The following is a 14,572-nucleotide window of genomic DNA, read 5'->3' on the forward strand; positions in this document are numbered from 1 at the left end:
CTTCGGCCCCGGAGGGAAAGGAAAACGAGATGGCTAAAGGTCAGCAGCGCAAACCCAAGGAAGCCAAGAAGCCCAGCAAGGAAGCAATCGCCAAGGCAGCAGCCACGGGCAAGTCGCTTCCCGGCAAGAGCAAGTAAGCTCGGCGGGTTCACATCGAATTATCACCAAGCAGATGGCGGGTTCGCACCAGCGAGCCCGCCATCTGCTTTTGCTTCACGTGAATCATTGCAGGCCGGGGACCAGCCCGCTCGAGCGAACCCCATCGAAGATGAACTGGATGGCAAGTGCGGTGAGCAGAACGCCGATGATGCGGGACACCACCTGCAGGCCGGTGACGCCGAGCAGGCGCTGGATGGGGATGGCCAGGCGCAGAGCGAGATAGGTCATGGCCAGGATCAGCAGCAAAGCCAGGATGACCATAGCATCCTTGAGATAGTCGCCCTCAGCGCTGGTGATGAGAAGAATGATCGCCGAAATGGCGCCCGGGCCGGCGATGAGCGGGGTAGCGAGAGGGAAGACCGAGATGTCGTGACGGGTACGAGCCTCGACATCTTCCTCGGTGGTGGTCGAGGTGCCACCCGAGTGCCGGGCGAAAACCATGTCGATCGAGATCAATAGCAGCAGGATGCCGCCGGCAGTGCGCAGGGCAGGCAAGGTGATGCCGAAGAGGCGGAGGACTGCCTCACCGAAAATAGCGAAGAACAGCAGGATCGTCCCACCGATGAGGACACCACGCAGCGCAAAGCGGCGGCGTTCGACAGGCGTCGAATCGCGGGTAAGCGCCAGGAATACCAGCGCCAGATCGAGCGGCCCGATGGTGGCGAAGAACGTGGTAAGCGCAACGAGCAGCGTCTGTGTCGGCATGGCGAGAAGATGCCTGAGGTTTGGGGAGAAGGCGAGGGGTTACGTCACTCGCGGAGGAATCTTGGGGCAGGTAGCCTGCGGCGGAACCGAGGCACGACATGGCCTCGGTCCCCATTGACGCGGTCGGTCAGGCGGCGCGACGCTTCTCGATAGCGTCCCAGATGAGGACGGCGATGTCGGGTCCGCCGAACCGCTTGATCTCGCGAATGCCAGTAGGGGAGGTGACGTTGATCTCGGTGAGGTAATCACCGATGACGTCGATACCGACGAAGATCATGCCGCGCTCTTTCAGCGCCGGGCCGATAGTGCGGCAAATCTCGAGTTCGCGCTCAGTGAGCGGAGACAGCTCGGGCCGTCCGCCGACATGCATGTTGGAGCGCGCCTCGCCTTCCGCCGGAATGCGGTTTAGACCGGCCACCGGTTCGCCATCGACAAGGATGATGCGCTTGTCGCCGTTACGCACCTCGGGGAGGTAGCGCTGGATCATGTAGGGTTCGCGGTAGTTCTGGTCGAAGAGTTCAAGGAGCGAGGCGAGGTTGTGATCGCCCTCCTGGATGAAGAAGACGCCTGCGCCGCCATTGCCGTAAAGCGGCTTGACGATGATATTCCCGTGCTCCTTGCGGAAGGCATAGATGAGATCGCGATCCTTGGTGACGAGGGTCGGCGGCATCAGTTCCGGAAATTCGGTGACGAGGATTTTTTCGGGCGCATTGCGGACAGCAGCCGGCGGATTGACGACCAGAGTCTTCGGGTGGATGCGCTCAAGCAGGTGCGTGAGCGTGATGTAGTTCATGTCGAAGGGCGGGTCCTGGCGCATCAGGACTACATCACAGGTGGAGAGATCGATGCGCGAAAATTCGCCTAGCTCGAAATGCTCACCCTTGGGCTTATCGAAGACCTTGACGGGCGCGACGCTGGCTGAGACCCGATTGTCGCGCAGGCCCAGCGTGTCGGGCGTATAGTAGACGATCTCGTGCCCGCGCGCCTGAGCCTCCAGCATCATGGCAAAAGTCGAATCGCCACGCGGATTGATCGAGGCGATGGGGTCCATCTGCACGGCGACTTTGAGGCTCATGTCTTTCTCTCTAATAGGCTTGGAAGGCGTTGACGACGTGGCGTGGCCAGGAGCGGGGCGCAAGGAATATCACGTCGAACCGTAGCGGAGAATCCGCAAGGCCGGGATTGCGGACGAGGTAATATTCCGCGGCGCGAGCGATGCGACGCTGGTCTACGGCCTCGAAGGCCTCCAGTTCATGGGCGTTGCCACCGCGCGACTTGACCTCGACGAATACCGTCACACCGAAGCGCGAGGCGACGAGATCGATCTCGCCCACCGGCGTGCGGAAGCGCCGGGCGCGAATCGAATAAAGCTTCAGCCGCAGGAACCACGCGGCCAGCGCTTCGGCGCGCCGGCCTGCCCGCTCAGCGCGCTGCCTTGAGAGCGAGGGCGGCATCGTAGACTTCCTTGCGCTTGAGACCGAAACGCGCAGCCACCTCATCGACGGCGCCGCGGAGGGGCTGGTCGGCGAGCGCAGTTTCCAGCGCCCCCAGCCAATCTGCCTCGGCAGGCGCCGCCGGCTCCTCGGCACCGGCTACGATGATGACGGCCTCTCCCTTGGTTTCCTCGCCGGCGAAGTGTGCGGCCAGTTCGCCGAGCGCGCCGCGGTTGACACGCTCGAAGCGCTTGGTGAGTTCGAGGGCAACGGCGGCCTGCCTGTCGGCGCCCAAATGCTCGGCCATTGCAGCCAGAGCATCATCGAGGCGACGGGGCGATTCGTAAAAGACCAGCGTTTCGGTGCGCCCAGCAAGCGCCGCCAGCGCCTTGCCACGCGCACCGGCCTTGGTTGGAAGAAAGCCGATGAAGGAGAAGGCGTCCGTGGGGAGACCTGCGACAGCGAGGGCGGAAAGCAGGGCGGATGGGCCAGGAATGGCAAAGACCGGCAGGTCGGCTTCGCGCAGGGCGCGCACCAACGGAAAACCGGGATCGGAAAGGAGGGGCGTGCCGGCGTCGGAAATGAGGGCGATCGCCTTGCCCGCAGCGACTTCGGCGGCGATGCCCTCGGCACGAGCACGCTCATTGTGCTCGTGCAATGCCTTGCGCGGAGTGCGGATGCCATAGTGATCAAGGAGGCGGGCGGACATGCGCGTGTCCTCGCAGAGCACCTGGTCGGCGGCGGCCAGGGTTTCGAGGGCCCGGATGGTGATGTCGCGCAAATTTCCGATGGGGGTCGAAACTACATACAGCCCCGGCGCCAGGGGCGGTGCCGCAAAGCTCGCGCCGCCGATGAAATAGCCGGTGGTGCGGGGGGCTTTGGCGTCGGGCAAGAGCAATTCCTTGGATTAGGATGGTGTTAAGCGGCCTCTTCCATTCTTTTCGCGGAAAACTCCTGTTCCCGCAAAAGGCCTTGATCCAGTGATCGCCGGAAGCGCTCGCCTTTGCAAGCTCATCGCATCGTGCCTCCTCGGCGCGGTGCTAGCGGCGTGCTCGATCGGTGGGCTGGATCTGGATGCCTTGCGTACGATTCCGGGCCAGCCGCGAGCGATGCAGCAGCAGGCTTTCCCGAGCATGCAGCGGCAGATCGCGCCGATGGGCGCGGCCGTGGCCAATGCAGAAGCCATCGGACGTGGTCCAGTCAAGGTAGCATTGTTACTGCCGCTGAGCGGAGACCCATCGATGGTGGCAGCCGGACAGGCCATGGCCAATGGCGCCCGACTGGCCATGAGCTATATCGAATCCAATCCCAAGATCGCTGACAACATCTCGCTCTCGCTGCGGGATACCGGAACGAGCGCCGATGGCGCGGCTCGGCAAGCGCAGGCGGCGGTGGCTGAAGGAGCGAGCCTGGTGCTAGGTCCCATGATGGGCGATCAGGTGGGGCCGGCGAGCATGATAACACGTAGTGCCAACCTGCCGATGATTGCCTTTTCGAGCAATGGGGCCGCCGCAGGGCCAGGCGTCTATCTCCTTAGCGTGCTGCCCGAAGTCGAGGTGCGACGGGCGTTGTCCTATGCCAAGGCTCAAGGCAAGCGGCGAGTCGCCGGGCTGTTTCCAGCAACCAATCTCGGCTCAGTACACAAGGCGGCGTTCGAGCAGGGTGTTTTCGAGCTCGGCCTGACGGCGGGACCGAGTCTCTCGTTCTCCAACGATGGGGAGCTGACGGCAGCGATGCAGCGGCTGGCGCAGGAGAAAGGCGTCGATGCGCTGTACCTGCCAGACCGGCAGAGCGCCGGCCGGGTTGCCGCAGCACTGGGTGCGACCGGCGTCAAGCCAGGACTGATCCTCGGATCAAGCCAGTGGACAGGAGCCAACGAGCTTTTTGGCATTCCGTCGCTTTCGGGCGCCGTGTTCCCAGCGGTAGACGATGCAGGGTTGCGGGCGATCACACCAGAATACGTCGCGCGCTTTGGCACGCAGCCGCTGCCGCTTGCGACCATCGCCTATACAGCCGTGATCCTCGTCAACAATTCCCGGCTGTCGCTTAGCGCGCCGAAGTTCGATCGGGCGGTGCTGACCAGCCAGTCGGGCTTTACCGGTCGCGACGGGGTTTTCCGGTTCCTCGCCGATGGGCGCAGTCAGTATGCGCTGGTGATCAAGCGCATTGGCGGGGGCGGTGCCAGCGTAGTGGATGGGGCAAAGCTCTAACCCCAGAGCTACGCCGCCAGGTCTGCCACGACAGCGTCGAGCACCGGCCAACCCTTGTCGGTCACGCGGATATAGCCATTGGGCAAGGTTTCGACGAAACCATAGCCCTTGAGGGTGTTGATCTGACGCTCGGAGATACGGCGGCCGCAAAGGGCGGCGTAGCGGTCCGGGTCGATGCCTTCGCGCAAGCGCAGGCCCATGACGAGGAATTCGTCGCCCTGTTCTTCCCAGGTGAGAACGTCGTCGGTCACGAGGCCCTGGCCGCGGGACGAGACCAGCTTCTGCCATTCGAACGGCATGCGCTCGGCTGCGGTAGCATGGCGCTCGTTGTTGACCACGAGGCGGCCATGGGCCCCGGGGCCGATGCCTGCATATTCGCCATAGCGCCAATAGGTCAGGTTGTGCTTGCTTTCCTGGCCAGGGCGGGCGTGGTTGGAGATTTCGTAGGCGGGCATGCCGGCGGAGCGAGCGAGCTCCTGCGTCATCTCGTAGAAATCGGCCGAAAGATCCTCGCTCGGCATCTTCAGCTTACCGGCGCGATGAAGATCGAAGTAGCGCGTTCCCTGCTCGATGGTTAGCTGGTAGAGCGAGATATGACCCTGGGCGAGCCAAAGCGCTTCCTTGAGTTCGTCCTCCCAGTCTTCGAGCGTCTGGCCGGGACGGGCATAGATGAGATCGAAGCTCGAACGCGGGAAGATCGACTGAGCAAGGCGGACTGCGGCGATGGCCTCATCGACCGTATGCAGACGACCGAGCTCGGCCAACGGCTTTTCACGCAGGGACTGGACGCCAAGGGAGACGCGGTTGACGCCGGCAGCCTTGTAGCCGCGGAAGCGGTCGGCCTCGACGCTGGTCGGGTTGGCCTCGAGCGTGACCTCGACATTGTCGTCCACGGCCCAGTGACTGGCGATGGCGTCGAGGATGCCGGCTACGGTCTTGGGGTTCATCAGCGAGGGCGTGCCGCCACCAAAGAAGATGGACTGCACCTTGCGGCCCGGAATGCGGGCCGCTGTCGCCGCTATCTCACGCTGATAGGCCTTGAGATACTCGGTCTCGTCGAACGGGCCGCGATGCACGTGGGAATTGAAGTCGCAATAGGGGCACTTGGCCGCGCAGAACGGCCAATGGATGTAGACGCCGAAAAGGTTGTTGAACCTATCCACGCTCAATGGCGGTCTCCACGAGCTTGGCGAACGCCTTGGCGCGGTGCGAGAGTCCGGCCTTGCCGTGCGACCAGGAATGCTTATCTTCGCTCGGCATCTCGCCGAACGTGATGTCGTAGCCATCCGGCATGAAGACCGGATCGAAGCCGAAACCCTTATCGCCGCGCGGCGGCCAGACGAGAGTGCCCTCCACGGTACCAACGTAGAGATCGTCACTCCCATCGGGAGAGGCAAGGCAGAGGGTGGCATTGAATGAGCCGCGACGCTTGGCGGGCGTCGAAGCGCCGGCCGCCTGGAGCGCATCTTCCACGCGCCGCATACCGACCATGAAATCACGCCCGCCATCGGGACGGACGCCAGCCCAATTGGCGGTATAGACACCCGGCTTGCCACCGATGGCGTCGACACAAAGGCCGGAATCGTCGGAGAGCGCCACAAGGCCAGAAGCCTGCGAGGCGGCATGAGCCTTGATGCGGGCGTTCTCGGCAAAGGTCGTGCCGGTCTCATCGGGTTCAGGCAGGCCGAGTTCGCCGGCGGAAACCAGGTCGAGATCGACGCCCAGGCTTTCGAAGAGCTGGCGGAACTCCACGAGCTTGCCGGCATTGTGGGTCGCCACAACCAGCCGATCTCCGGACTTGAGCGTAATATTCGGTGCCATCAGCCCCCCAGCGCCGTCTTCTGCAGCACGGTCAGTTCCGAAATACCCTTTTCGGCCAGGCCCATGAGGGTATCGAGTTCTTCGCGGCTGAACGGGTTCTGTTCGGCCGTGCCCTGGATTTCAACGAATTTTCCCGAGCCGGTGAGGACGAAATTGGCGTCGGTCTCGGCTTCCACGTCCTCGAGATAGTCGAGATCAAGGACCGGCGTGCCGCGATAGATACCGCAGGAAACCGCGGCCACAGTATCGCGTAGCGGATTGGCCTTGGTCAGCTTACGCTCGTTCATCCAGGAAATGGCGTCGGCGAGGGCGATATAGGCGCCGGTGATCGAGGCGGTGCGGGTGCCACCGTCGGCCTCAAGCACGTCGCAGTCGATGGTGATCTGGTTTTCGCCCAGCGCGGCCATGTCGACCACGGCGCGTAGCGAGCGACCGATGAGGCGCTGGATTTCCTGGGTACGGCCCGACTGCTTGCCCGCGGTGGCTTCGCGGCGGGTACGAGTGCCGGTGGCGCGGGGCAGCATGCCGTATTCGGCGGTGACCCAGCCCAGGCCTTGACCGCGGCGCCAGGAGGGAAGCGAGGTTTCAACCGAAGCGGTGACCAGCACGCGTGTCGAGCCAAAAGCCACGAGGCAAGAGCCTTCAGCCTTGGGAGCAATGTTGCGCTCGAGGGTCACGGCACGCATCTGGGAGGGCTCGCGTCCGGAAGGGCGCATGGGCAAATCACCTGGAAACTGGATCGTTAACCGCCTCTTAACCCTCATGGGCGGCGACCACAAGGTTGAGCGGCTTGGCGGACCACCGCTTTGCCCTTAAATGAGGAGAGATCGTTAACAGGGAAGGCCCACTTGTCCCCGCGCATGCCAAAAGTTTCGGAAGACTTCCTCTCCGCGCTCAATTCGCGCAGCCAGGACATTTTCAGGAAACTGGTCGAACGATATCTCGAAACCGGAGAACCGGTCGGCTCGCGCAACCTCTCGCGCATGCTGGACCTGTCGCTCTCGCCAGCTTCCGTACGCAATGTGATGGCGGACCTGGAGGAGCTGGGCCTGATCGCGGCACCACATACGTCGGCCGGCCGCGCGCCTACGCAGCAGGGACTACGCTTTTTCGTCGATGCGATGCTCGAAGTGGGCGCAGTCGACGAGCGCGAGCGCAAGGAAATCTCCAAGCATATCGAAGGCAGCGCCCAAGCTGGCGGCGTCGAAGATCTGCTTACCGAAGCCAGTCAGCTGCTTTCGGGGCTCAGCCATGGAGCCGGCGTGGTGATCGCCACCAAGGCCGACCTCGTCCTCAAGCATGTCGAATTCGTGCGACTCGATCCCTTCCGGGCCATGGCGGTACTTGTCGGGCAGGATGGGCAGGTGGAAAACCGCATCGTTCAGCTGCCGCCGGGCCTCACGACCTCGGCGCTGACGCAAGCGAGCAACTATCTCGCCAATCTCGTCGTCGGTCGCACGCTGCGCGAAGCCAGGGCGGCGCTCAAGCAGCAACGCGCCGAGCAGCTTTCCGAACTCGATGAATTGACCCGCAAGCTGGTCGAAGAGGGCCTGGCGACGCTTTCGACCACTTCGGATTCATCGCTGCCGACCGTGATCGTACGCGGACGGGCAAACCTGCTCAACGCGACAATGGAATCGGACGACCTCAACCGGATGCGACAGCTTTTCGATGAGCTAGAAAGCAAGGACGGCCTGATCGAGCTCCTGGGGGATGCCGAGGTCGCACAGGGCGTGCGCATCTTTATCGGCTCGGAGAACAAGTTGTTTTCGCTCTCCGGCTCTTCGGTGATCCTCTCGCCCTACAAGGACGCCAACGACAAGGTCGTGGGAGTGCTCGGCGTTATCGGGCCGACGCGATTGAACTATGCACGTATCGTCCCCGTTGTTGATTATACGGCCAATGTCATCTCGGCCATGATGGCGCGAAAGGCGCGCCAGGGTTGAAAAAATCCCGCTCTTGGCCGATATGCGGGGCAACAGACCAAACCCAGATGCGGAAATCGTAATGACCAGTGACGAAACCACGGCGCACGGCGCGCCGGACGAAACGGCCAAGACCGAGAGCGCTGGGGCCACGACTCCCGAAGTCGATGTCTCCGAGGCGCTGCAGGCAGAGGTTGCCGATCTCAAGGACAAACTGCTGCGCACCGTCGCGGATATGGAAAACCTGCGCAAGCGCACGGAGCGTGAGATCGCCGATACGCGCACCTACGCCATTGCCGGCTTTGCCCGCGACATGCTGACGGCTACCGACTCGCTCAGCCGCGCACTCTCCAGCCTGCCTGCAGAAGCCCGGCAGTCGAGCGATTCGACCCTCATTTCGCTCATCGAAGGCATCGAGATGACCGAACGAGAGATGCAGCGGCTCCTGGCCAAGCACGGCGTCAAGCCGATCGAGGCTGAAGGCCAGAAGTTCGATCCCCACCGCCACCAGGCAATGTTCGAAGTGCCCGATCCGTCGCGCCCGGAGGGCACGGTGGTGCAGGTGGTGCAGGCGGGCTTCGCCATTGGCGACCGCGTGCTGCGCCCGGCAATGGTGGGCGTCTCCAAGGGCGGCCCCAAGATCGTCAATATCGGGGAAGCGCCCGAAGGCGGCGTCGACAAGAGCGCCTGAAAGAAAAGAGGCCGCGCGAACAGCGCGGCCTTTCATTTATCCGACCAGAAGCTCGGCCTGACTGATCCTGTGGACTCCGGCCTTGTCCATGTCGCCACGGGCGCTCGCCAGCGAGCCGTTGGTGTCGATGGCACGTGTCAGGTCTTCGACCACGATCGTCTCAAAGCCGTTGGCTGCCGCGTCCTGCGCTGTCCAGTTGACGCAGAAATCGGTGGCGAGGCCGGTGATGAAGAGACGCTTCAAACCACGCTCTCGCAAATAGCCGGCAAGACCAGTCAAAGTGCTGCGATTGGCCTCCCGGAAACCGGAGTAGGAATCGACGCTGTCGTTATAGCCCTTGCGCAGGACGAGTTGCGCCTTGGCGAGCAGCGCGGAGGAGACAATCTCGGCTCCGCGGGTACCCATGACACAATGGTCAGGCCAGAGCACCTGCGGGCCGTAATCCAGGGTAATCAGCTCGAAGGGCTGGCGTCCGGGATGCGAGCTCGCAAAGGAAATATGGTGCGGCGTGTGCCAATCCTGCGTCAGCAGCACGTTGGCGAAGCGGTCGGCAAGCGCCTCGATGGGCGCGACGATGCTGTCGCCATCAGCCACGGCCAAGCGACCACCCGGCAGGAAATCGACCTGCAGGTCCACCACGATCAGGGCGTCATCCGCTCCAATATCCAATTCCATTGCGAGCCCCATACCAGCTGGTTACTGAACGAGCGTCATGCACTCGTCGTAGGTGAACTTGGCATTTTCGCCGGTGCCGGCAAGCTCGAGCTTGATCTGCTCGACATAGACCGACTTAGCCGCTTCGAGCTTTTCGGGAGCGAGGTCCTTGAGGAGGGTCGAACCCTGCTCGATGAGCTTGCCGCCATTTTCGAGCATGGCCTTGGCGCCATCCTCATCGCCAGCTTCCTTGGCGAAGCCGGAGGCGAAGTTGAGCGCATGGCCGCACCACAGAAGCTTGTCCGCTTCCGGGGTCACCCCCTCGGGGACAGGCGTGGCAGGCACGGTGGGAGCGGCCGCAGCCGGGGCTTCCGCTGCCGGAGCCGCCGGGGTCTCCGTCGCTGCCTGAGCGAAAGCCGGAGCGGCCGTCGCGAGGAGGGCAGCGATGGTGAGGCCGGTGAGAATACGCATAAATCAGTCCTTTGCTTTGGGTAGCGGGGGCGCTCCCTTGTCGGGGAACAAGCCCGGTCTTTATGTCATTTCGATGGGCTGGGCGGTACCAAGCCATTGAGCCGGCATGAGGCCGCGCACGGAATTGCCCAGGAAAATTGCGTCCGCAGTCCCGAGGTCTTCAGGCGTCAACACGGCCTCGCGCGCCTTGCCCTGGGCCAGCAATTCTGCCCTTAAGGTCCCGGGCAATAGGCCACAATCGAGCGCAGGTGTCAGCAGCACGCCCTGACGTTCGAGGAAGAGCGAGGTGATCGAGCCTTCAGTCAATTCGCCGCGCTCGTTGAGGAAAACGACTTCGTCGACACCGAGCTTTTCCGCTGCCACCTTACGGGGATCATCAAGGAAGGCCCGGGCGGTCGTCTTGTGGAAGAGCAAAGGATTGGCCGAATTGACACGCTCTTCCGCCAGGACGAAGCGAAATGACCTGGGAGTAGGCACTGGCGGGGGCAGCGCTGTTGCGCTGATTGAAAGGGTGCCATCGGCATCCAGCAATAGGCGCACTCGCATGTCGCTTTCGTAGCCGGATGCGGCTTCTTCGAGCGCCGTCAGAGCAGCATTGTCAGAAAGTGAAATGCCGAAATAGGAGGCGGATTCGGCAAGGCGCGCCAGATGGCGCTCAAGGAGTGCAAAGCCCGAGCCGGGCTGCCAAAGGATGGTCTCGATGAGCGCAGGTGGTTCTGCCTGCGCCAGAAATTTGAGTTTTAGCAGAGCCTCCTCGTATTCAGCCTCGGCCTGGCTATCGGCGACAACGCCGCCCCCCGCGCCGATCTCGCCGCTCCCCTTGCCGTCGAGCACGAGTGTACGGATGGCCACCGAAAGGCAGAAATCGCCATCAGGCGCGACATAGCCGATGGCGCCAGTATAGACGCCACGTGGGCCCGTTTCGTTGGCTGCGATGATTTCCATGGCGGAGATCTTGGGTGCGCCGGTAATCGATCCGCATGGGAACAGTGCAGCCAGGACTTCGGAAAAGCCGAGCTCTTCGCGCAATTGCGCGGTGATACCGGAGGTGAGCTGGTGGAGGCTTCGGTAGGTTTCGACCGTGAAGAGATCGGTGACGGTGACGCTTCCCATTTCGGCAACCCGCGCCAGATCGTTGCGCAGGAGATCGACGATCATGAGGTTTTCAGCACGGTTCTTGATGTCGGTGGCCAGGGCGCGGCGCTGGGCCTCGTCCTCGGCCAAAGTACGACCGCGAGCCATGGTGCCCTTCATGGGACGAGCGGAAAGCTGGCCCTTCCGGTTCTGGATGAAGAGTTCGGGCGAGACCGAAAGCACCTGATGGTCGCCACAATCGATGAGGGCGCCGAAGGCCACAGGCTGGCGCTGCCGCAATTGGCCATAAAGATTTGTGGCATCGCCTTCGTAGCTGAAACGCGCCTTGAAGGTGAGGTTGATCTGGTAAGTGTCGCCGGCCGCGATGTGCTCCTTGACCCTGTCGAAGGCAGGTCGGTAGTCGGCAAAGCTGCGCTGGGGCACAATATCCTCAACCCGCGCTATACCACCCACGCCAGCCTCGGACAGCCATATGCGAGAGTCGACTTCCGCGGGGCCATCGTAAAGACCCAGCCAAAGAAGTGGTGAGGACGAACGGGTTGGTAAAAGGTGGTGGAGACGCTCCTCGAAGAGATAGCCCAGTTCATAGGCGAAATAGCCTGCGGACCAAAGGCCTTCGCGCCGGGCGGTCTCCAGCCGAGTAAGCGCGGCCTGGGCTTCGGCCGCAGTATAGGCGACCAATACCTCGCGCGGAGCCGAAAACAGCAGGCTGGAGGCGGCCCCTTGGGGCCGCGCGTCATCGAAGAGGATCGTGCCGGGCGTCAACATGTCGGAGGGCACCAAATCGGGCCACGCTGATTTGCGCAATGACAAAAAAGCATGAGGCTTTTGGCAGGCGAGCGATAATCCTGGGGCCAGGCGCGCCAGGTGCTGGCGCAATCGGTGGAAACCGGTCAGAAGCACGCTGCCGGCGCGGCTTTTCGCACCGGCTTTTGGGGATTATCCAAGATGTCAAAGAACATCATCATGGGTGGCCTTGCCGCTCTGGCGCTGCTTGCCATGCCCGCCACCGCCCAGGCGGAGGACCTGACCTTCACGCTCACCAACGCATCCTCGTTCAACATCGCCAATTTCTATACGTCCCCGGCCAATGTCGATGACTGGCAGGAAGACGTGCTGGGTGAAGACGTCATGACAGCGGGCACCCAGGCCGATGTCACTATCGCCGACGGCTCGGACCAGTGCGTCTATGACATGAAGTTCGTGTTCGAGGACGGCAGCGAATTCGTGCGTGAGGAGATCGACCTGTGCTCGCTGGGTGAGTACACACTCTCGGATAACTAGTCGCCGCGTGCGGCGCCGCTGGAACCAAGCGGCGCCGCCTGGTATTTCCTCCTCGCGAATGCTTGAAGGCGTTTGGCCTTGCCCCTATATCAGCGCCAGGCCCGCAAAACGGGCACTTTGCAATCTATAGGGACCCGGCCCGACTAGCGGTCAAGGAGCTGCCTTTGACGGGGTTCCAGATCGGGTCTGCTGAAAGAGAGGCTAAGCAAATGGCAAAAGTAATCGGTATCGACTTGGGGACCACCAATAGCTGCGTAGCAGTGATGGATGGCAAGAATCCCAAAGTGATCGAAAACGCCGAGGGTGCGCGGACGACGCCCTCCATGGTCGCATTTACCAGCGATGGCGAACGTCTTGTGGGCCAGCCGGCCAAGCGCCAGGCTGTCACCAACCCGGAAGGCACGCTCTTCGCGGTCAAGCGCCTGATCGGCCGTCGCTACGACGATCCGATGGTGGAAAAGGACAAGCACCTGGTCCCCTACAAGATCGTCAAAGGCGACAATGGCGACGCTTGGGTGGAAGTCCACGGCACCAAGTACTCGCCCAGCCAGGTCTCGGCCATGATCCTTCAGAAGATGAAGGAAACCGCCGAAAGCTATCTCGGCGAGAGCGTGACGCAGGCCGTCATCACCGTTCCGGCCTATTTCAACGATTCGCAGCGCCAGGCCACCAAGGACGCCGGCAAGATCGCCGGCCTTGAAGTCCTGCGCATCATCAACGAACCCACGGCGGCCGCGCTCGCCTATGGGCTCGACAAGAAGAACACCGGCACCATCGCGGTCTATGACCTTGGCGGCGGCACCTTCGATATTTCCGTGCTGGAAATCGGCGACGGCGTCTTCGAAGTGAAGTCGACGAACGGCGACACGTTCCTTGGCGGCGAAGACTTCGACATGCGCCTCGTCGACTACCTGGCCGACGAGTTCAAGAAGGAGCAGGGCATCGACCTGCGCTCGGACAAGCTCGCTCTGCAGCGCCTCAAGGAAGCTGCGGAAAAGGCCAAGATCGAGCTGTCGAGCGCCACGCAGACCGAAATCAACCTGCCGTTCATCACGGCCGACGCTTCCGGTCCCAAGCACCTGACCCTCAAGCTCACCCGCGCCAAGCTCGAAGCCATTGTCGATGACCTCATCGCCAAGACCATCGAGCCGTGCAAGCAGGCCCTCAAGGATGCCGGCGTCACCGCTGCGCAGATCGACGAGGTTGTGCTCGTGGGCGGCATGACGCGCATGCCCAAGGTCATCGAGACGGTCAAGAACTTCTTCGGCAAGGAACCCCACAAGGGCGTCAACCCGGATGAAGTGGTTGCCATGGGCGCCGCCATCCAGGCCGGCGTGCTGCAGGGCGACGTCAAGGACGTGCTGCTGCTCGATGTGACCCCGTTGTCGTTGGGCATCGAGACGCTTGGTGGTGTCTTCACCCGACTCATCGACCGCAATACCACGATCCCGACCAAGAAGAGCCAGACCTTCTCGACCGCCGAGGACAACCAGGGCGCGGTTACCATCCGCGTCTTCCAGGGCGAGCGCGAAATGGCGGCCAACAACAAGCTGCTCGGCAATTTCGACCTGACCGGCATCCCGCCCGCACCGCGCGGCGTGCCGCAGATCGAGGTGACCTTCGACATCGACGCCAACGGCATCGTACAGGTCTCGGCCAAGGACAAGGGCACCGGCAAGGAGCAGCAGATCCGCATCCAGGCCTCGGGTGGTCTTTCGGACGCCGATATCGAGCGCATGGTCAAGGAAGCCGAGCAGAACGCCGACGCTGACAAGAAGAAGCGCGAAGCCGTCGAAGCCAAGAACCAGGGCGAGAGCCTGATCCATTCGACCGAAAAGTCGCTCAAGGATTATGGTGACAAGGTTTCGGCCGAGGATAAGGGCGCCATCGAAGCGGCGATTACGAGCCTCAAGGGTGTGCTTGAGGGCGACGATGCTGAAGTGATCAAGGAAAAGACCGCGGCTTTGGCCGAGGTTTCCATGAAGCTGGGCGAAGCCATGTACAAGGCCAGCCAGGCTGAGGCCGAAGCCTCTGCTTCGGGCGAAGGCCAGAAGGACGACGACGTGGTCGATGCCGACTTCACCGAAGTCAAGGACGACGACCAGAAGTCGGCCTAAGGTCCGA

At 62.5% G+C, this 14,572-nt stretch carries 15 protein-coding genes; 5 read left to right on the plus strand and 10 right to left on the minus strand.

All coding sequences use genetic code 11. The features are described 5' to 3' along the window. Nucleotides 1-222 precede the first annotated feature (222 nt). From JNE37_RS08455 to rsmI, 4 genes are all read right to left on the minus strand, one after another. Nucleotides 223-864 carry a MarC family protein gene (locus JNE37_RS08455; protein ID WP_035033839.1) on the minus strand — a complete coding sequence of 214 codons (642 nt, stop codon included), beginning with the start codon at nucleotides 862-864 and terminating at the stop codon, nucleotides 223-225. Nucleotides 865-991: 127 nt separating this feature from the next. Then, entirely contained in the window at nucleotides 992-1,939 is a 948-nt protein-coding gene (gshB, locus tag JNE37_RS08460; protein WP_203065945.1) for a glutathione synthase, read from the minus strand. A 10-nt stretch (nucleotides 1,940-1,949) separates the two neighbouring features. Continuing rightward, on the minus strand, nucleotides 1,950-2,318 hold the full coding sequence (locus JNE37_RS08465) for a YraN family protein (RefSeq protein ID WP_035033841.1): 369 nt from the start codon (nucleotides 2,316-2,318) through the stop codon (nucleotides 1,950-1,952). Next, a complete protein-coding gene (rsmI, locus tag JNE37_RS08470; RefSeq protein ID WP_246513585.1) occupies nucleotides 2,287-3,189 on the minus strand; it encodes a 16S rRNA (cytidine(1402)-2'-O)-methyltransferase in 903 nt (300 codons plus the stop codon). Before rsmI ends, JNE37_RS08465 begins: the two co-directional genes overlap by 32 nt. Before the next feature lie 88 nt (nucleotides 3,190-3,277). On the opposite strand from rsmI, the gene JNE37_RS08475 reads away from it, so the two are divergent. After that, nucleotides 3,278-4,507, plus strand: coding sequence for a penicillin-binding protein activator (locus JNE37_RS08475; RefSeq protein WP_203065946.1), 1,230 nt, complete (start codon nucleotides 3,278-3,280; stop codon nucleotides 4,505-4,507). Between the two features lie 8 nt (nucleotides 4,508-4,515). Here JNE37_RS08475 and hemW read toward each other — a convergent pair whose 3' ends face one another. From hemW to rph, 3 genes are read right to left on the minus strand one after another with little or no spacing between them, the layout of a single operon-like run. Next, nucleotides 4,516-5,676, minus strand: a complete 1,161-nt coding sequence (gene hemW / locus JNE37_RS08480; RefSeq protein WP_203066465.1) for a radical SAM family heme chaperone HemW — start codon at nucleotides 5,674-5,676, stop codon at nucleotides 4,516-4,518. Further along, on the minus strand, nucleotides 5,663-6,328 hold the full coding sequence (locus JNE37_RS08485) for a non-canonical purine NTP pyrophosphatase (RefSeq protein ID WP_035090089.1): 666 nt from the start codon (nucleotides 6,326-6,328) through the stop codon (nucleotides 5,663-5,665). The genes hemW and JNE37_RS08485 overlap by 14 nt, the downstream gene beginning before the upstream one ends. Further along, a complete protein-coding gene (gene rph / locus JNE37_RS08490) occupies nucleotides 6,328-7,044 on the minus strand; it encodes a ribonuclease PH (RefSeq protein WP_182398857.1) in 717 nt (238 codons plus the stop codon). The genes JNE37_RS08485 and rph overlap by 1 nt, the downstream gene beginning before the upstream one ends. 132 nt (nucleotides 7,045-7,176) lie before the next feature. On the opposite strand from rph, the gene hrcA reads away from it, so the two are divergent. Next, nucleotides 7,177-8,274: a heat-inducible transcriptional repressor HrcA gene (hrcA, locus tag JNE37_RS08495; protein ID WP_343073232.1), complete on the plus strand. Its 1,098-nt coding sequence runs from the start codon at nucleotides 7,177-7,179 to the stop codon at nucleotides 8,272-8,274. A gap of 61 nt (nucleotides 8,275-8,335) precedes the next feature. After that, nucleotides 8,336-8,944, plus strand: coding sequence for a nucleotide exchange factor GrpE (gene grpE, locus JNE37_RS08500; protein ID WP_035033848.1), 609 nt, complete (start codon nucleotides 8,336-8,338; stop codon nucleotides 8,942-8,944). A 36-nt stretch (nucleotides 8,945-8,980) separates the two neighbouring features. Here grpE and JNE37_RS08505 read toward each other — a convergent pair whose 3' ends face one another. The 3 genes from JNE37_RS08505 to JNE37_RS08515 are packed head-to-tail and all read right to left on the minus strand — an operon-like array spanning nucleotide 8,981 to nucleotide 11,932. Next, nucleotides 8,981-9,619, minus strand: a complete 639-nt coding sequence (locus JNE37_RS08505; protein ID WP_182398858.1) for a nicotinamidase — start codon at nucleotides 9,617-9,619, stop codon at nucleotides 8,981-8,983. A gap of 21 nt (nucleotides 9,620-9,640) precedes the next feature. Next, a complete protein-coding gene (locus tag JNE37_RS08510) occupies nucleotides 9,641-10,069 on the minus strand; it encodes a hypothetical protein (protein ID WP_203065947.1) in 429 nt (142 codons plus the stop codon). A gap of 60 nt (nucleotides 10,070-10,129) precedes the next feature. Then, a complete protein-coding gene (locus tag JNE37_RS08515) occupies nucleotides 10,130-11,932 on the minus strand; it encodes an aminodeoxychorismate synthase component I (protein ID WP_203065948.1) in 1,803 nt (600 codons plus the stop codon). A gap of 180 nt (nucleotides 11,933-12,112) precedes the next feature. Here JNE37_RS08515 and JNE37_RS08520 point away from each other — a divergent pair, with 180 nt between their 5' ends. Continuing rightward, nucleotides 12,113-12,448, plus strand: a complete 336-nt coding sequence (locus JNE37_RS08520; protein ID WP_246513587.1) for a hypothetical protein — start codon at nucleotides 12,113-12,115, stop codon at nucleotides 12,446-12,448. 209 nt (nucleotides 12,449-12,657) lie between these two features. Continuing rightward, nucleotides 12,658-14,565, plus strand: a complete 1,908-nt coding sequence (gene dnaK, locus JNE37_RS08525) for a molecular chaperone DnaK (protein WP_182398861.1) — start codon at nucleotides 12,658-12,660, stop codon at nucleotides 14,563-14,565. Nucleotides 14,566-14,572 lie beyond the last annotated feature (7 nt).

The organism is Paradevosia shaoguanensis (assembly GCF_016801025.1).
GTDB lineage: Bacteria > Pseudomonadota > Alphaproteobacteria > Rhizobiales > Devosiaceae > Paradevosia > Paradevosia shaoguanensis.